The 18,284-nt window shown below is 47.0% G+C and carries 18 protein-coding genes; 16 read left to right on the top strand and 2 right to left on the bottom strand.

Annotation, left to right across the window (positions count from 1 at the left end):
- Positions 1–39 precede the first annotated feature (39 nt).
- The 11 genes from K2Q26_01565 to K2Q26_01515 all read left to right on the top strand — a co-directional run bounded on the left by K2Q26_01565 (position 40) and on the right by K2Q26_01515 (position 8,629).
- Entirely contained in the window at positions 40–852 is an 813-nt protein-coding gene (locus K2Q26_01565) for an AAA family ATPase (protein MBY0314176.1), read from the top strand.
- Positions 845–1,858 carry a ParB/RepB/Spo0J family partition protein gene (locus K2Q26_01560; GenBank protein MBY0314175.1) on the top strand — a complete coding sequence of 338 codons (1,014 nt, stop codon included), beginning with the start codon at positions 845–847 and terminating at the stop codon, positions 1,856–1,858. The genes K2Q26_01565 and K2Q26_01560 overlap by 8 nt, the downstream gene beginning before the upstream one ends.
- 2 nt (positions 1,859–1,860) lie before the next feature.
- Positions 1,861–2,196 (top strand): polymer-forming cytoskeletal protein, encoded by a 336-nt coding sequence (locus tag K2Q26_01555; GenBank protein MBY0314174.1) that lies wholly within the window; start codon positions 1,861–1,863, stop codon positions 2,194–2,196.
- 117 nt (positions 2,197–2,313) lie between these two features.
- Positions 2,314–2,760, top strand: a complete 447-nt coding sequence (locus K2Q26_01550) for an ATP synthase F0 subunit B (GenBank protein ID MBY0314173.1) — start codon at positions 2,314–2,316, stop codon at positions 2,758–2,760.
- Positions 2,757–3,344, top strand: coding sequence for a hypothetical protein (locus K2Q26_01545; protein ID MBY0314172.1), 588 nt, complete (start codon positions 2,757–2,759; stop codon positions 3,342–3,344). Before K2Q26_01550 ends, K2Q26_01545 begins: the two co-directional genes overlap by 4 nt.
- On the top strand, positions 3,341–3,880 hold the full coding sequence (gene atpH, locus K2Q26_01540; protein MBY0314171.1) for an ATP synthase F1 subunit delta: 540 nt from the start codon (positions 3,341–3,343) through the stop codon (positions 3,878–3,880). Before K2Q26_01545 ends, atpH begins: the two co-directional genes overlap by 4 nt.
- Entirely contained in the window at positions 3,881–5,401 is a 1,521-nt protein-coding gene (atpA, locus tag K2Q26_01535; GenBank protein MBY0314170.1) for a F0F1 ATP synthase subunit alpha, read from the top strand.
- Positions 5,401–6,291, top strand: coding sequence for an ATP synthase F1 subunit gamma (gene atpG / locus K2Q26_01530; protein ID MBY0314169.1), 891 nt, complete (start codon positions 5,401–5,403; stop codon positions 6,289–6,291). The genes atpA and atpG overlap by 1 nt, the downstream gene beginning before the upstream one ends.
- 8 nt (positions 6,292–6,299) lie before the next feature.
- Complete coding sequence (atpD, locus tag K2Q26_01525; GenBank protein MBY0314168.1) at positions 6,300–7,712, top strand: F0F1 ATP synthase subunit beta; 1,413 nt, start codon at positions 6,300–6,302, stop codon at positions 7,710–7,712.
- Positions 7,713–7,724: 12 nt separating this feature from the next.
- Positions 7,725–8,126, top strand: a complete 402-nt coding sequence (gene atpC, locus K2Q26_01520) for an ATP synthase F1 subunit epsilon (protein ID MBY0314167.1) — start codon at positions 7,725–7,727, stop codon at positions 8,124–8,126.
- Between the two features lie 2 nt (positions 8,127–8,128).
- Positions 8,129–8,629: a hypothetical protein gene (locus K2Q26_01515; GenBank protein MBY0314166.1), complete on the top strand. Its 501-nt coding sequence runs from the start codon at positions 8,129–8,131 to the stop codon at positions 8,627–8,629.
- Here K2Q26_01515 and K2Q26_01510 read toward each other — a convergent pair.
- Together K2Q26_01510 and mfd are read right to left on the bottom strand one after the other, a co-directional pair.
- Positions 8,616–10,196: a glycoside hydrolase family 3 protein gene (locus K2Q26_01510; GenBank protein ID MBY0314165.1), complete on the bottom strand. Its 1,581-nt coding sequence runs from the start codon at positions 10,194–10,196 to the stop codon at positions 8,616–8,618. The genes K2Q26_01515 and K2Q26_01510 overlap by 14 nt on opposite strands.
- A gap of 142 nt (positions 10,197–10,338) precedes the next feature.
- Complete coding sequence (mfd, locus tag K2Q26_01505) at positions 10,339–13,839, bottom strand: transcription-repair coupling factor (GenBank protein MBY0314164.1); 3,501 nt, start codon at positions 13,837–13,839, stop codon at positions 10,339–10,341.
- 163 nt (positions 13,840–14,002) lie between these two features.
- On the opposite strand from mfd, the gene K2Q26_01500 reads away from it, so the two are divergent.
- The 5 genes from K2Q26_01500 to nuoL are packed head-to-tail and all read left to right on the top strand — an operon-like array spanning position 14,003 to position 18,282.
- A complete protein-coding gene (locus K2Q26_01500) occupies positions 14,003–14,368 on the top strand; it encodes an NADH-quinone oxidoreductase subunit A (GenBank protein ID MBY0314163.1) in 366 nt (121 codons plus the stop codon).
- A complete protein-coding gene (locus K2Q26_01495) occupies positions 14,365–15,522 on the top strand; it encodes an NADH-quinone oxidoreductase subunit H (GenBank protein ID MBY0314162.1) in 1,158 nt (385 codons plus the stop codon). The genes K2Q26_01500 and K2Q26_01495 overlap by 4 nt, the downstream gene beginning before the upstream one ends.
- Entirely contained in the window at positions 15,523–16,032 is a 510-nt protein-coding gene (locus K2Q26_01490) for an NADH-quinone oxidoreductase subunit J (GenBank protein MBY0314161.1), read from the top strand.
- Positions 16,022–16,342: an NADH-quinone oxidoreductase subunit NuoK gene (gene nuoK / locus K2Q26_01485; protein ID MBY0314160.1), complete on the top strand. Its 321-nt coding sequence runs from the start codon at positions 16,022–16,024 to the stop codon at positions 16,340–16,342. Before K2Q26_01490 ends, nuoK begins: the two co-directional genes overlap by 11 nt.
- A gap of 5 nt (positions 16,343–16,347) precedes the next feature.
- A complete protein-coding gene (nuoL, locus tag K2Q26_01480; GenBank protein MBY0314159.1) occupies positions 16,348–18,282 on the top strand; it encodes an NADH-quinone oxidoreductase subunit L in 1,935 nt (644 codons plus the stop codon).
- Positions 18,283–18,284: the final 2 nt, after the last annotated feature.

The raw sequence follows: 18,284 nt of genomic DNA, 5'->3' as shown, positions 1-18,284 counted from the left end.
ATAACGGATTAGCATAGATAAAATTCTTAGGGAGCGTACATGAGAACGATCTGCATAGTAAATCAAAAGGGTGGCGTAGGAAAAACGACAACATCTGTGAATCTCGCATCAGCCTTAGCGAGTTTGGGGAAAAAGGTTCTTCTTATAGATCTCGACCCTCAAGGGAACGCGTCCAGCGGACTTGGCGTTAAGCGTCATGAGTATCAAGACAAGAACATCTATCACGTCCTTATTGGTGAGTCCGAAATTGCTGACTCTATATATAGGACAAAAGAATCGAACCTCTATATTATACCGGCGAACTCTGACTTGGTCGGAGCGGAGATTGAACTTGTGGACGAAGCCGAAAGGGAGTTCAAACTCAAGAAAGCTCTCGCCACACTGCAGAATCACTTCGCTTATGTTCTGATCGACTGCCCACCATCTTTGAATCTGCTAACTATTAATGCACTTACCTCTGCCGACACTTTCTTGGTCCCTCTTCAGTGCGAATACTATGCTCTCGAAGGACTGAGCCAACTTTTAAATACGGCCGGACTCATCAAAAAGAAGCTCAATCCCCAGCTCAAAATCGAAGGCATCTTACTCACAATGTTTGATACCCGAAATAACCTGAGCCATCAGGTGGTGTCCGAAATTCAGAGCCATTTTAAAGATAAAGTTTTTTCGTCCGTTATTCCTCGAAACGTCCGGCTTAGCGAGGCGCCAAGCCACGGGATTTCTATTTTTGAGTACGACGAAAAATCCATCGGCGCGCGAAAGTATTATGATCTGGCGGTGGAACTCGACGAGAAAGTTCAGCGGGAATCAGAAGCGGCCGTAGCCATCAGAGGAGATGATCTCAATGCTTGAGACGAATAAAGATAAAAAGAAACAAAGATTAGGACGCGGACTCGGAAGTTTATTTGGCGATGATGCCACAGGAAACGAGAGCATTAATACTCCCGAAGCCGCATCTGCGTTGGAAGATACAGTTCCCGATTTTGCACCTGTGACCCTCGAAAAAACAGAAAAGACCGTGGTGCTCGAACCCACAGTTCCCGCAGTCAGTACGCCATCTGCGGGCCCCCGAGTCTGGTCGATCGGTGTCGACAAAATTTATCCGAATAAAGAGCAGCCTCGAAAAGATTTCCCCCAAGAAAAGATCGCGGAACTTGCCGCCTCTATTAAAGAGCAAGGTATTTTACAGCCGATCACTGTGAGAAAAATCGAAGAAAATCGCTACGAAATCATCGCGGGGGAGCGCCGCTGGAGAGCAGCGCAGGCTGCCGGACTGCATGAAGTACCTGTAATTATTAAGGAAGCTGATAACAAAAAAGTCCTTGAGTGGGCGTTAATCGAAAACATTCAGCGTGAAGACCTTAACCCCGTGGAAGAGGCCGAAGCCTATAGCCAGTTGATCGAAGACCACGCCTACACTCATCAAGAGCTGGCCACTCAACTTGGAAAAGAGCGCGCGACCATTTCCAACTCTCTAAGACTTTTGACTTTGACCAAAGAAGTTCGCGATCTGGTGAAGGAGCAGAAGCTTTCGGTGGGCCACGCTAAGGTTCTTCTCGCCCTCGACCAGTCCGACATGCAGAGAAAAGTTGCTCAAACGGTCCTGGACAAAGGGCTTAGCGTTCGTGCTACGGAAAAAGAAGTGGCGAATCTAAAAAAGGCCGTCGCCGGAGAGCTCGACATCGAAGCCCCGAAATCTGTCGCCGAGCGCTTGGTCGAAACTATGGAATCGGATCTCCAAAAATCATTGGGAACAAAAGTTCGAATTGATTATTCCGGCGGTAAAGGTCGAATCACAATTTACTTTTATTCCGATGATGACCTGACATTGATTTCAGATTGTTTGAAGGGTCAGTAAAAATGATCACCGACGAGTCCGTCACCGGGATCCTCCAGCCCGAAACCAGTTTTGAGGGAAAAATTACATTTTCTGGGACTTTCAAAATTGGCGGTTATTTTAAAGGGGAAGTCATTTCCGGCGGAACCCTTATTATAGACGAAGGGGCGCGGGTCGAGGCCAACATCAATGTGGGCGAAGTCGTGCTCAAGGGCCAGTTATCAGGGCATGTTGTGGCCGAAAAGCGAATTGTCATGCTGGCTCCTGCCAAATTTAAGGGAACGGTTTCGTCTCCCAACCTCAAAATAGAAGAGGGTGTTCACTTCGAGGGAGAATCCTCACCACCTCGCGGCCATTAACGACCTGACACAGCAGAACAACCAAAGCTTGACCGTTTTGGGCCCGGGGAATACACCAATCCGTATAAATCAATAGATACATACATACGGGATAAACTCCCCGATTCGAGCCTAACCATGCAAGTTGTTGTAGATATTCTTAAATCACTTGGTCTTAACGAAACTGTCGTACCGCAATTTTTTATATTTATTGCTACGTTCATTTTCCTCAATTATTTCGTGTTCAATAAGTATCTTGCGGCCTATCAAGAGCGTCGCCGGCGCACGGTTGATAGCAAAGACGTGGATAACGAAATTCAAATTGCGATCAATTCCCGCGAAGCCGAATATTCTCGCGAAGCCAAAGAGATCAACGAGCAGATCAAAGCCATTTATGATCACAGTAAAAAAGAATCACAAGAACTTGTGAATAAAACGATTTCCGAAGCTCAGGCTCAGCATCAACAGAAAATAGCTGAGGGTAAGAAGTCGATTGATGCCGCAGTCTCTGCGGCTCGCGCTCAGTTAAAAAATTCAGTTCCAGAAATTGGCCAGATGATCAAACAAAGGTTATTAGAACGATGAGACAACGCACATCTCTATTTGCAATCGTGTGCTCGATCGTCGGTGTGAGCATCATCGCATGGGCAGAAACTCATGGCGGTGGTGGCCACGGCGATGGACACACGGGGATTCCCAAGGTCGTTATGTATCAGGCGATTAACTTCTTTATTTTCGCCGCCATCATTTTCTTCGGCGCAAAAAATAAGGTGGTTTCTCTTTTTCGCCAACGGAGCGAAGATTTTTTTCGCCAGGCCCGAGAAGCAGAGCAAAGAAAAAAAGAATTGGAATTTCAAAAAGCCGATCTCGAGCGACGATTTTCTGAACTCAAAAGCATGAGAGAGCAAAGCATTATGCGTGCGGAGCTCGAGGCCCAACAATGGGTGTCCACCGAGAAAGAGCGCGCTCTGATCGAAGCGAACAATATTGCAAAAGACTCCGAGACACTTCTTCGCGCCGAAGAGCAAAAACAAATGGAACATCTTCGCCAAGAGGTTTTAGAGATGTCTATGGTCTCCGCCGAGGAAAACTTAGGTGGCCTTGGTGGCGAGGAAAAAGCGAAAGTGAATCGTCAATTTAATGCCCGACTTGAGGGGGCTAACGTATGAACCAGTTAGTCGCGACCTACTCATCAGCACTTTATGATCTCAGTAAAGACGAGGGCAAAACCAATCGTCTCGTGGAAGAGCTTGATGGCTTAGCTCCTATTTTTCAAGAGAAGGAAATTCAGCAGTTTTTTGCATCTCCGGTCACGTCAGCCCAAGATAAAGAAGCTGTTTTGCTTAAAGCTCTCGGCGATAAATTGGATAAATCCATCGTCGATTTCCTTAAAATTCTCGCTAAAAATAATCGCCTGGCACTTGTTCCCGAAATCATCAACGCATTTAAAGAAACCTGTGCGATGAATGGGAAAGGTGTCCGTCGCGGAGAAGTCTCTTCTGCCACAGAATTATCTTCTTCCGAGAAAACTTCTATTCAACAAAGTATCGAAAAGAAATTGGGCTTCCCGGTCTCTCTGGATTACAAAATAAATACAGAGCTTGTCGGAGGAATCGAAGCCAAAGTCGGAAGTTATGTGATTTCCGATAGTATTAAATCTGGACTTACAAGAATGACAGAATCACTCAAGAGGAGAACTAACTAAATGGAAACTAAAATTCGCGCCGACGAAATTAGTCGAATTCTCAAAGATCAAATTAAAAACTACTCCAACCAACTCGAAGTGAGAGAGGCTGGAACAGTTCTCTCCGTGGGTGATGGTGTTGCCCGCGTTTATGGACTTGAAACCGTCATGGCGGGTGAGCTTGTGGAATTCCCCGGGGATATCACGGGCATGGTCCTTAACTTAGAAAAAGACTCTGTCGGTATCGTTATTTTCGGTGAAGACAGAACTATTAAAGAAGGCGACATCGTTAAAAGAACGAAAAAAATCGTTCAGGTTCCTGTCGGTGATGCTCTTTTAGGCCGCGTTGTGGACGTTCTCGGAAACCCTATTGATGGCAAAGGTCCAATCAAAGCCACTGAAAACCGCACTGTGGATGTGAAAGCTCCAGGGATTGTCAAAAGACAACCCGTTCACGAGCCCATGCAGACAGGTGTCAAAGCCATCGACTCTATGATTCCCATTGGTCGCGGTCAGCGTGAATTGATCATCGGAGATCGTCAAACCGGAAAAACGGCGATCGCTCTTGATACAATCATTAACCAAAAAGGCAAAAACGTTAAATGTTTCTACGTGGCCATTGGTCAGAAGCAATCCACGATTGCTCTTGTTGTTGAAAAACTTCGCGCGACGGGCGCTCTTGAGTACACGACTGTCATCGCGGCGGGCGCGAGTGCTCCCGCTCCGCTTCAGTATCTCGCGCCTTACGCGGGAACAACAATGGCCGAGTACTACCGCGACAACGGTCAACATGCTCTTATCGTTTATGATGATTTAACGAAACAAGCTCAGGCTTATCGTCAGTTGTCACTTCTTCTTCGTCGCCCTCCAGGTCGCGAAGCTTTCCCAGGGGATGTTTTCTACGTTCACTCTCGTTTACTTGAGCGTGCAGCGAAAATGTCTAAAGAAGATGGTGGCGGATCTCTTACAGCTCTCCCGATCATCGAAACACAAGGTGGAGATATTTCTGCCTACATTCCAACAAACGTGATTTCGATCACGGATGGTCAGATCTTCCTCGAAGGTGATTTGTTCTTCAAAGGGATTCGCCCAGCGATTTCTGTGGGTAAATCAGTGTCTCGTGTGGGCGGTGCCGCTCAAACGAAAGCCATGAAGCAAGTTGCGGGTAAATTGAAGCTCGCTCTCGCTCAGTATCGCGAACTTGAGGCTTTTGCTGCATTCGCCTCTGATCTTGATCCGACGTCTAAAGCTCAGCTGGCTCGTGGTGAGCGTCTTGTTGAACTTTTAAAACAGAGCCAATACGCTCCGCTTGAAGTTTACGAGCAAGTGATTTCGATTTACGCCGCTTCTAACGGATACCTCGACGGTTACGCGGTTAAAGATGTTCGTCGTTACGAAGCCGAAATGATCACCTTCATGAAGCAAAAGCACTCCACATTGGTGGACGAAATCAAGCGCGAGAATAAAGTCTCCGACGATGCGATGAAGAAGTTAGAAGATGCATTAAAAGAGTTTAAGTCTATTTTTGACCCAGGTAAGTAATGCCAAGTTTAAAAGACATACGTAACAGAATTCAAAGTACGAAGAACATGCGACAGATCACTAGCGCCCTTAAGCTAGTATCTGCGTCCAAGCTCAAGCGAGCTCAGGCGAACGCTGTGAACCTTCGTCCTTATGCCAAAGGGTTGATGCAGTTGACGCTGGACTTAGTTCAATCGCAACGGGTGGATCATCCTTTGATTAAAAAGAGAGAGAAGATCAATAACGTATTGCTCGTGGTGATTTCGAGCGATCGTGGTCTTTGCGGCTCCTTCAACTCGACCATCAATAAGTTTACAGCGAAGTACGTCGCCGAAAACCAGAGCAACTATCAAAAAATTGATTTTGTTTTTGTGGGACGCAAGTCCCGAGACTTCTTTCTTCGCCGCGGGATCAAGCCTCGCGACATGGTCACCGACCTCGCTCGAGAAATTTCCTACGGAAAAGCGACCGAAGTGGCGAATAAAATATTAGAACTTTATTCAAGTGGTGAGTACGACGAAGTTCGTGTGATTTATAACGAATTCAAATCGGCGATTGCTCAGGAAGTTCGTTGCGAAAAACTTCTTCCGATGGATCCGGCTGATGCTCGTCGAATTTTAAATATTCCCGACGGTCAGGTCACTACGAAAGATATCATCATCGAGCCCGCTCCCGAAGTGATCATCGGCCAGCTCCTCGAAAAGTACTTTACCGTGCAGATCTATAAGACAATGTCCGAGAGCGTAGCTTCGGAACATGGGGCTCGAATGACCGCCATGGAAAACGCCACGAAAAACGCCGGCGAACAGATTAAAATTTTAACTTTAAATTATAACAAATTGAGACAGGCATCGATCACGAGTGAATTGATCGAGATCACAACTGGTGCCGAATCGCTTAAGAGCCAATAGGAGTAAATATGACGCAGGATACAGGTAGCGTAAAGCAGGTAATGGGTCCCGTTGTGGATGTGGAGTTTAAAGGAAGCAAACTTCCTCCAATTCTTTCTGCCCTCACAACCACCAACAAATCGATCGACGATCGCGCCAACAACCTCACTCTCGAAGTGGCTCAGCATTTGGGAGATGGAATCGTAAGAACAATCGCGATGGACTCCACAGATGGTTTAGTTCGCGGTCAAAAAGTTTCTGAAACCGGCGACATGATTACAACTCCGGTGGGAGAAGAAGTTCTCGGACGTATTATCAACGTGATTGGTGAGCCTGTTGATGGCGGCGCTCCGGTCAAATCAAAAGAACGTTGGGGAATTCACCGTGATGCTCCTAAGTTCGAAGATCAGTCCACCTCTGCAGAGATGCTCATGACTGGAATTAAGGTTGTGGATCTTTTAGCTCCTTACGCTAAGGGTGGAAAAATTGGTCTCTTCGGTGGTGCCGGTGTTGGTAAAACCGTTTTGATTCAAGAATTAATTCACAACATCGCTACGGAGCACGGGGGATACTCGGTGTTTGCGGGCGTTGGAGAAAGAACTCGTGAAGGAACAGATCTTTGGATCGAGATGAAAGAATCTGGCGTTATCAGTAAAACAGCTCTGGTCTATGGACAGATGAACGAGCCTCCTGGAGCTCGTGCTCGTGTGGCGTTGACGGGCTTAACGATCGCCGAATACTTCCGTGATCGCGAAGGTCAGGACGTTCTTTTCTTTATCGATAACATTTTCCGATTCACTCAAGCGGGTGCAGAGTTGTCGGCTCTTTTGGGTCGTATTCCTTCGGCGGTGGGATATCAGCCGACCCTAGGTACGGACATGGGTGCTCTTCAAGAACGTATTACTTCGACTAAAAAAGGTTCGGTCACTTCAGTCCAAGCGGTTTACGTTCCTGCGGATGATTACACAGATCCAGCTCCGGCAACGACATTTACTCACTTGGATGCGACGACCAACTTGGATCGTGATATTGCAGCTCAAGGGATTTACCCAGCGGTTCACCCGATGAACTCCACATCTCGTATTTTAACTCCAGAAGTCGTGGGCGAAGAGCACTACAAAACAGCTCGTGATGTTCAGGCTCTTCTTCAGCGGTACAAAGAACTTCAAGACATTATCGCGATCTTGGGTATGGATGAATTGAGCGAAGACGATAAACTCGTCGTTGCTCGCGCTCGTCGGGTGCAGAAGTTTTTGAGCCAACCGTTCAACGTGGCCGAACAGTTCACAGGATTAAAAGGCCGTTATGTGGACATCAAAGACACCGTTCGTGGTTTCCGCGAAATTCTCGACGGGAAACATGATGATGTTCCAGAACAAGCTTTCTATCTCGTTGGAACTATCGAAGACGTTCTCGAAGCTGCTAAAAAAATGAAAGCTTAATAGGAATTAAAGATGTTTACGTTAAAACTGGTAACACCTCAGAAAAAATTGCTTGAAGGCGCGGAAGTTAAAGACGTTTTTGTTCCCGCCTATCGTGGCGAGTTGCAAATTCTCCCTGGGCACGCACCACTAGTGACAACGTTGACGGCTGGAGTTCTTAAGTATCATCTTAAAGATTCAGACAAACTCGAAAGCGTGGCCATTAGCTGGGGATACTGTCAGGTTTCCCCCACTGGCGTTACGGTCATGGCCGAAACCGCTGAGCTCTCCCAAGATATCAATCTTGTCGCCGCACAAAAAGACCGTGCTGACGCCCTTGAGGCTTTAGGAAAAGTGACTTATGATGGCTTCGAAGTAGAACGTCTTAAGTTTGAACAGGCCGAAGCTCGTATCAACGCGACTAAATCACACTAAGAATGTCTGTTTCAAAAAAAATTAAATTTAAATATACGATGATGTTTCAGACATCGTCGTTCGAATTCGATTTTAAAGAAAAAGATGGAATCGTGAGCGGCCGTTGCGAGGCTCAAATCAAGTTACCGATACTGAAGCAGTCTGCCTTTTTCGCCACGGAATATTCACGCGAAAAAGATCAATGGTTAGTCCACGCTCCAATGCACACCTCGCCGGAGTCGGCCCAACCTCAGGAGAACAATACGCCAGTCACCGCGGATACGATTGACCCGATCAGTTTATTTTTGGCGATCGATGAAGGACGTTGGCAAGGGGACACCGCGCGGATATTTTGGGGGGGCGAAAAAAGCCTCACTCTTAAAATTACTCAAAAAGACTCAGAATATATTCTTGAGCGTCCCAGTAAAAATCAAACATTGTATGTCGGCGTTGATGGTCAGGGAATCAGCTACTTTAAAGTTAAAGTTCCGGTTCTCGGAGACATTAAAATCACTCGCGTCTAAACTCTGCATTGCGGTTCGCAATCAAGATTTTATTAATAGCTTCAGCGGTAAATTTTCCCAGCATGGGACTATGAGAGTACGTTTCCACGACGCCTAAAAAGCTTGAAGTGTCTTGAACACGCAATTTAGGGTGGGATGAAACGACGATCGTTTTTTTCTGCATCTCTCCTGGAATTTTTCTCAAGCCTTCGAAAGTTTGAGGGGAAGTCACGTGATAGACCAGCAACGTTTGGGAGGAGAGCGGCGTTGTCGCCGTGAGTTCAGACTTGTTCACTACTTTTTGAGTTTTTTCGACCTTATTAAAGCTCGAGTGGAAGGATGATACCGGGCTTATCACAACGATGTGATCGACCGTTTCCGCGACGGACTTAGCGTCAGAAAGACTTTTAAAGTATCGGGCGATAATCGAATTAAAAACAGAACTGTACTGTATTTTTTTAAACCGGTTCGCAATGGTTTTAGAGAGCAAAGTGGTGTTCGTCTCTAATTTGGCCTGGGCTACTTTGCGAACCGGTGGAGGAACCAGCTTTTCTTTGACCGCGAGAATTTTTTTAACACTGTGATCAAGTCGGGCGCGAGAAATCTTCCCTGACTTTACGGCCGCGAGAACCCCTTGAACGGCACGTTTTTGCATTGAAGGCGTCCAACCCACCATAATTAAATCATTGCCGGTGAGGAACGCCGCAACCGCGCGATCTTCGATCCGTTGAAGCGCGGCGGCCCCTTGCATTTCGATGTCATCTGTCATTACAAGGCCCTTAAACTTTAATTGATCGAGTAAGATGTCGTTGACCAATTTTTTCGAATAAGTAGCGGGGCTATTTGAGGGATCGATATCCGGGAATACAATATGCGCCACCATGACTCCCGAGGGCATCGAGGAGGCCGCAAAATCTGTAAATGGAATTAATTCGCTGTTCATTAAACTCCCTAAGCTCATTGAGCGAGAGGGAGTCACCTGATGAGTATCTAAAGCTATGGGCCCATGGCCGGGGAAATGTTTCGCAACGGGGAGAATTTTAGACTCCGCCAGTCCCTGCGCAAAAGCTAAACCCATAGAGCTAATTTGAGAGGGAGATGCTGAAAAACTCCGAGCCGAGATAAAAGAATCTAATTTATCGTCGGTCATGTCTAACACCGGAGCGAGGTTCATATTAAAACCAAGAACTCCGAGCATTTCGCCGGTCACTTTTCCGGCCTGATAAGCCAGAGTCGGCTCATTGGTGCCGCCAATGGTGTAAGCACTGGGAAGTGGAGGTGAAGTTTTTATTCGAGTGACCGCCCCCCCTTCTTGATCCACGGCCAAAAACAAAGCGGGATTATTTTGGGAGAGACTGGTCAACTGGAGATCGGCATTGAGTTTCGCGATCTGGGAAAGCGATTTAATATTGCGACCAAAAACAATAAAGCCACCGGGCTTAAGCGACGTGATCGATTTTTTTAATTCTGGAGTGAGCTTATCTCCCTTAAAACCAAACACAAAAAGTTGTCCCACTTTTTGTTGGACACTCATTTGATCCAGCGGAACTTCTCCGTGAGCGGGCCGGATACAACAAAAGGTAAACACAGCGACCCAAAGAAAATTAAATCTCAGCATTTCCTAATTTTAGCAAACCCCTTCGATGCCGGTTACAACTCTCCTCGGAAATGATTGGAAATACGCCCTAAGTCCTAAGGCATATTTTGCTCTGTAAGTGAGAGCGCAGTCGCTATTGAGGGAAAGGAGCTAATTTGCGGAGATAATTTAACTCTTCGTAGATGTTCTGCCACGAGATCTCGTTCATTCGGATTTTTAGACGATTGTCGGGCGTGAGCGCATATTTTTTATTTGGCATAAGACTCAGCTCGACGACTTTATTTGCAGGCAGCGGTGTGCTCTCCGTAAACGCGAGACTGATAGCGGAGGCTCCTGAAGACACGTCGCGAATTCCCAGTTCTTTACAGGCATGTCGAATCGTCATAAGGCCCAATAAATTGTAGACTTCTTCGGGAGGTTGTCCAAACTGATCTCGTAATTCTTCCTCAATGCCGTCGAGTTCGGAAATCGCCTTAATGCCCGAGAGAGCTTTGTAATAGGAAAGTCGCAGGCGAATATCAGGCATGTAGGCGTGAGGAATGAGAGCTTTGATTTTTAAATTGATCTCGGGTTCCACACTTGGATCTATTTTTTCACCTCGGGCTTCGTGAACCGCTTGTTCTAAAAGGGCCATGTACATTTCGTAGCCTATGGCATCGACGGCGCCCGATTGTTCTTCCCCCAATAACGAACCCGCGCCGCGAAGTTCAAGATCATACTGAGCGATTTGGATTCCACTTCCTAATGCCGTGTTTTGCTGAAGGATACGAAGACGCTCTTTGGCGATGTCTTCGATGCCGCCACTTCTGGGGATGAGCAAATAACAAAAAGCTCTTTGTTTGCTTCGTCCTACACGCCCGCGCAGTTGATAAAGCTGGCTGAGCCCAAGAGCGTGGGCTTGATCGATAAACATGGTATTGGCATTCGGGATGTCCATTCCGGATTCGATGATCGTGGTGCAAACGAGCATATCGATCTCTTTATGAAAAAACGAGACGATGGTTTTTTCGAGCTCATGCTCGTCCATTTGTCCGTGGCCCACGCCAATTCTGACACCAGGGAGAAGTTCTCGCAATTCGCCTGCCAGATTATAAATGCTTTGAACTCGGTTGTGTAAAAAGAAAACCTGGCCCCCGCGTTTGACTTCGGCCATGACCGCTTTTTTAATCACGGCCGCATCAAATTTAGAGACGAAAGTGCGCGTCGGTAAACGATCATTCGGAGGAGTGTTAATTAAACTTAAATCGCGAATCCCTAATAAACTCATGTTGAGAGTTCGCGGAATTGGCGTTGCCGACATCGCCAAGGTGTCCACTTGGTTTTTAAGGATCCTAACTTTTTCCTTATGTTTTACGCCAAACTTTTGTTCTTCATCGAGAATAAGTAACCCGAGATCTTTAAAGACAACGTCTTGGCTAAAGAGGCGATGAGTGCCGATAAGGATATCGACTTTACCCTCTCTTAATTCGGCAAGAGTGGTATTGGCTTCCTTTGTACTTACGAAACGATTGAGCACGGCGATTTTGATGGGCCAATCTTTAAAACGTTTTTTAAAACTTTCGTAATGCTGAAACGTCAAGATGGTGGTCGGAGCTAAAACTGCGACCTGTTTCCCCTGGGTCGTTGCCATAAAAGCCGCGCGCATAGCGACTTCGGTTTTTCCAAAACCCACATCTCCGCACACCAAGCGATCCATAGGTTTAGTTCGCGAAAGATCTTTTTTAATATCGTTGATCGCGCGCAATTGATCCGGAGTTCCTTCATAAGGAAAAGCATCTTCAAAGTTTTGGACTTCGGGCGCATTCACATTGTAAGCGGGACGTTGAACCATCTGTCTTCGCGCGTAAAGGGCCACCAACTCCGTCGCGATCTCGCGCAAGCGTGTTTGAACTTTAGCTTTTGCTTTTTCCCATCCTTTGCCTCCGAGCTTATCCAACATGACGTGGGCGCCGGCTCCGGTGTATTTATGCACTTGGTTCAGTCGATAGATGGGTAGAAAAAGTTTGTCGTTATCTTTAAATTTAAGTTCCAGAAATTCGGCATCCACGCCGGTGAGATTCATCACCTTGAGACCCATGTAAATCGCAACGCCATGCTGAGTGTGGACGACAGGATCACCGTCGCGAAGTTCAGAAAAACTTAAAGCCTGCGCCTTGCTCAGTTCCGATTCGATCTGGGTGGTTTTCTTTTCTGCTTTCTTAAGATAATGCTCGAGGCCGATGATCACCAGATTTTCGCTGGCATACGTAATGCTCGAATCGATATGACCTCGAATAAAATGAACAATAGATTTGTCATTCTCTTGTTCGTCGATAAAAGGCACGGTCGCATCATCAATAAAGCGCAGTTTTAGACCTTCAAGGAGGAATGCGGGCTGCAAACGTTGGTACTGGGTTTCCGTGGCGCCGTAAATTAAAACGCGTTGACGAAGTCCCCGCCACTCTTTGGATTTTTTAATTAAAGCTGCGGTTCGCTCCGAAAACGTTGTGGCCTTCAGAGGCATGAGAATTCGGCTCGACACGGAAAAAATATCGGGCGACGAAGAGTCGATAATTTCCAAACTTTCGACCTCGACGCGGCCCTTTCCAATCTGATGAGTCAGCTCTTGTAAGTTTTGATAAAGCTCAAAAGGCTCTGGCAAATGGGTTTTATGATTTCCATACTCTTCTTGGAGCAGACTCACATCTGCCGAAAACACGCTTTCTGATTCTACGCCCTCGGGCCACCAACAGATGGGGGCCGTACTAAAGTAATCGAGGGGTTGAGAAAGTTTGGGATAGAAGTACGGCAAAAGAAATTCTAACCCATCAAATGCAATTTGATTGCGGATCTGAGATTGCAGGGCAGTGATGTCCGCTTCACCCTCTCGTCTTCGATCAAGATTTTGACAAGCTCGCAAAATGGCTTCGTCATCAAATAGAACTTCGTGGGCCGGAACTATAGAAATGTTTTGCGCCTCTCCGAGAGAGCGTTGGGTGGTCGGATCAAAGTAGCGCAAAGACTCGATCTGATCGCCGAAGAGTTCTATGCGGAGCGGAGCTGGTTCGGCCGGCGAATAGATATCGACAATTCCACCACGTATTGTGTAAGTGCCGGCGTCTTCAACAAGAGGTGTGGCCGAGTATCCCAATTGATTTAAAAATGTGGGTAACTCTGTGGGAAGATCCTGTTGTTTGGCAAACTGGTGGATGTGATCCACAAAGATATCTTGGGGCAACGACTTTTGCGCCAAAGCCTTAAGAGGTGCGATAAAAATATCCTCGGGGGTGGGAAAGCAGGCATGGTAGAGCCATCCCAAGCGCGCTAACGCTAGCTGACGATTGGAATACAAACCCGAGTACGGTGAAATGTCGTGAGCCGGCAGCATATGCACATGTCGGGCTCGATCTTTCGCGGTCGATGTCGGACCGGAGCGCAATTGGACAAATTCTAAGTAAAGTGAGCGAAAGCGCTCGGCGGAGGCCGCATCTTTCGTAATGACTAACCGTGGACGCCCATTGTTGGAGGCTAATGATGTCGCCAAGATGAAAGCCGATGTCATTAACGGGTCGGCAGCAGTCACCAGAAGCTTTTCGCTCGTCAGAGTTTTTATCTTGTGCGCGAGAGCATTGTCGTAGCTGAGCAGGAAAGACATCCCGACATCACTCTCACACTCCGATGGCAAAAGGAAGCGTGATTTTTTACCCCAAAAATTCAGACCATTTACCGCTCCGCGACGCGTATGCTTGTGTTGGAATTTCCTAGGGTTCTTTGTATATAATTCGGATACAAATTAGTTTTCATTTACGAGGTTCACCATGATTCTTCCCGTGATTGTTCTCACACTGATTGTGGCCACATTCGGCGCACTTCTTGTGTATGTAGCATCTCTCCTTGGCCCCCAGAAGAAATACACGAAAGCAAAGTACTCCACTTACGAGTGCGGTCTTCCTGGGCAAGAAGCCACCCAATCGAACGTGTCCATTCGCTTTTACCTGACTGCGATTTTGTTCATTATGTTTGATGTGGAAATTTTATTTTTATATCCGTGGGCTTTATCATATCGCGAATTTGTAGCCGCAGGTCATGGCGCTTACATGTTTTGGGTGGCTATGGTCTTTATTGGTTTATTTGTATTTGGTCTTATCTGGGAAATTAAATCGAAAGCATTGGATTGGGAATAAGCATGGGTGTTGATAAATTTGAAATCACAGTAAATCTCCTTAAGATGTTCGTCATCTTCCTTCTGATGGTACAACTCGTGCCGATTTTGGTTTGGGTGGAACGTCGCGGTTCCGCATTTATTCAAAACCGTTTTGGCCCGAATCGGGTCGGTCCTTTGGGTCTAACTCAACTCCTTGCAGACGCGGTTAAGTTTTTATTTAAGGAAGAATTTGTTCCCCCTAAAACCCATGCGTTTTTATATTACGCCGCTCCGGTCCTGGCTCTAGTTCCTGGGGCCATTGCTTTCGGTGCGCTTCCTATTGGTCAACCCATCAACATTATTCCGTTCGAAATGTTTGGAAGCACTTGGGGTCCTTACGAATTTAAAATGCAAAGTTTTGATATGGGATTCGTGGGCGTGGTGTTTGTCCTCGCCATCTCTTCTCTCGGAGCCTATGCGCTTCTTCTTGCGGGTTGGGGCTCTCACAATAAATACTCGCTTTTTGGAGCTCTTCGCGCCAGTGCGCAGATGATCAGTTACGAATTAGCCATGGGGCTTTCTCTGGTCGGAATTTTAATGCTGTTTCAAACTTTTGATTTTGCGCAGATGGTGCAACTGCAAAAAGGTCCGCTCCACTTTAGCTTGTTCGGAAAAGAAGTCCTTATTCCCTTCCTCCCGAACTGGGGGATTTTTTATCAGCCCCTAGGCTTTATTCTTTTTGCCACATCGACCTTTGCGGAAACTAATAGAACTCCCTTCGATCTTCCCGAGGCTGAGGGCGAACTTGTGGCCGGCTACCACACGGAATACGGCGGTCTTAAGATGCTCCTTTTCTACATCGGAGAGTATGGGCACATGATGGTGGCCTCGGCTCTTATGACGATTTTCTATTTCGGAGGCTATGAGCTTCCGCTAGGGTTATCCGAGGCGATGACTTCAGCCATTAAAGGTTTTGTGACCTCCCCCAACTTGGGCGAAGTGCTCGCGGGCCTCGCCTCTCACGTGGTCTTCCTCGTGAAAGTTTTATTCTTCCTTTGGGTCTTTATTTGGGTGCGCTGGACACTTCCGCGTTTCCGTTACGATCACCTTATGGATCTGGGCTGGAAAACGATGTTGCCGTGGGCATTAGCTAACGTGGTTATTACCTCAATCTTTATTTTGCTGGGGGCATAGATGGAAGTTTACTTATTTTATTTTCTCTCTCTCATTTCTATCATCACGGCCGTGGGCGTGGTCATGGCGAGTAACCCTTTGCAAAGCGCACTCTACCTTGTGATGACAATGGTGGGGGTTGCAGGTCTATTTTTTCTCCTGCACGCTCCTTTTGCGGCCGCGGTTCAGATTCTGGTGTATGCCGGAGCGGTGATGGTCCTCTTTGTGATGGTGCTCATGCTGATCGACGTCAACCGAGAGGAAGAAAAGTTTACCGGGAACACTCTTTCGCTGTTTATGAAAGGTCTTTTTGTGGGAGTGGCTACAGGCATGATCGCCGCCCTCGTGACCAAGTCTACGACGATGACACCAGCATTGACGACGATCAAAACATTTACCGTACAAATGATGTCGAAAGTTTTATTCACAAAATACATGCTCGCATTCGAGCTTTTGGGCTTTATGCTGTTGGTGATTCCGATTGGCGTAGTGGCGCTTTCGCGTGTGAAAGGTGGAACCCATGATAGATAATCTGACTCAAATCGGAGTCGCTCACTACCTGATTGTCTCCGCAATCCTGTTCGCATTGGGATTTGTTGGCGTACTTATTCGTCGAAATATGATTGTCATGTTGATGTCGATTGAACTTATGCTCAATGCCGTGAACCTCACCTTCGTGGCGTTTGGTTATTATAACCAGAATATTGATGGCTCGATTATGGTGCTTTTTGTGATGGCCATTGCTGCGGCAGAAGCTGCGGTGGGTTTAGCGATCGCAGTCACGCTCTACAAAAAATTTAAAGAACTTAACATCAGCTTTTTTGAGCATCTGCGCGGGTAGGACACATGACAACAGAACATATCATTTTAGCAATACTCCTTCTTTCACCAGCCATCGGTTTTTTAATCAATGGCACTCGTTACAGCTCCCAGAAAGGTGTACTTGCGGGATCCATCGCAACCACTGCGGTTTTGATTTCTTTTGCATGCGCGGTCACTTTATTCATGCAGCTTTTGGGGCTGCCGGCCGAGCAACGTTCGCTTCGCATCGAATATTTTGATTGGCTCTCCGTGGGCGGTCTTCGTTTGCCGGTGGCTTTTGTTTTCGATTCTCTTTCGAGCCTCATGGTGCTGATCATTACCGGTGTGGGATCTCTGATCCACCTCTTTAGTGTGGGGTATATGTCCCATGATGAGCGCCCCGCCAAATACTTCGCCTATCTCAACTTCTTTATTTTCAATATGTTACTCCTGGTTCTCGGAAGTAACTTGATTTTGATGTTTGTAGGTTGGGAAGGCGTTGGTCTTTGTTCGTATCTCCTCATTGGCTTTTGGTTTAAGGATGCGGAGAAAGCGGCCGCGGGAATGAAGGCGTTTCTGACCAATCGTATTGGGGATGCGGGATTTCTATTAGGGATTTTTACCTTGTTCCTCGCTTTCGGCTCCCTCGAGTTTTCTCAAATTATTGCTGGCCTACCTGCAGAGACGGAAACTCTTTGGACGGGCCCACTCACTTTGGCGGCTCTCTTTTTATTTGTCGGAGCGATGGGTAAGAGTGCGCAGATTCCTCTTTATGTATGGCTTCCCGATGCGATGGCCGGTCCCACTCCTGTTTCGGCGTTGATCCACGCGGCGACGATGGTGACCGCTGGGGTTTACATGATCATTCGTTTAAATCCTCTCTTTTTACTGGCGCCAAACGCGATGGAAGTGGTCGCCGTGATCGGGGCGTTGACGGCGTTCTTTGCGGCAACGATCGGTATCACTCAAAATGATATTAAAAAAGTTTTGGCGTACTCCACAGTCTCCCAGTTGGGTTACATGTTTCTTGCTGTGGGTGTAGGTGCGTTCACCGCCGGCTTCTTCCACCTCATGACCCACGCTTTTTTTAAAGCCTTGATGTTTTTAGGATCTGGAAGCGTGATCCATGCCATGCACGAGGAGCAAGACATCCGCAAAATGGGTGGTCTGCGTAAGTATTTACCGATCACGCATTGGACTTTTGTTTGCGGGTGGCTCGCGATTATCGGAGCTCCATTCTTCTCGGGATTTTTTAGTAAAGATGAGATTCTTTGGATGTCTTACCACAGTCCACGCGGAGCGCCTTGGTTGTGGGCCGTAGGAGTTGTTACGGCAATGGTGACGGCGTTTTATATGACTCGATTGATGGCCCTTACGTTTTGGGGAAAATCGCGTGTCCCTAAAGGAACTCATCCTCACGAATCTCCAGCGACGATGTGGATCCCACTTGCGATTCTCGCGATCCTTTCCGTCTTTGCGGGATGGCTAGGAGTTCCTCATGTGCTCGGCGAAATTCTTCCGGGCCATCCTGGAAATTGGTTAGAGCACTGGTTAGCCCCGGTGATTCGCCCTATTCCTAATTTGGGTCACGCAGATCCTACTTTAGAATTAACCCTCATGGGAATTTCGGTGGTGCTGGCTTTGGTCTCAGCGACTCTGGCCTTTGTCATTTACGCGAAGAAGCCGTCGGCGGCCGATAAGATGGCGAAGTCTCTCGGCCCCATTTACAGAATGGTTTACAACAAATATTGGGTCGATGAGATCTACCAAAAAATTCTTTTGTCTCCCTTGATCGTGCTTTCTAAAAAGCTATGGATTTGGGTGGATGTGAATTTCATTGATCGTGCCACTTATAAGACAACAGACATGATCAAGAGCAGCGGTGATGCTGTTCGTTCGATGCAAACTGGACAGCTACAGACCTATGCCTTCGCCGTACTTATTGGTGTTGTCATCGCAATGGTCTTTTTAATGATTTGAGG

Source organism: Bdellovibrionales bacterium (assembly GCA_019750295.1).
Classification (GTDB): domain Bacteria; phylum Bdellovibrionota; class Bdellovibrionia; order Bdellovibrionales; family JAGQZY01; genus JAIEOS01.
The sequence above is the reverse complement of the archived record's forward strand: the minus strand, read 5'-3'. Positions and strand labels throughout refer to the sequence as shown.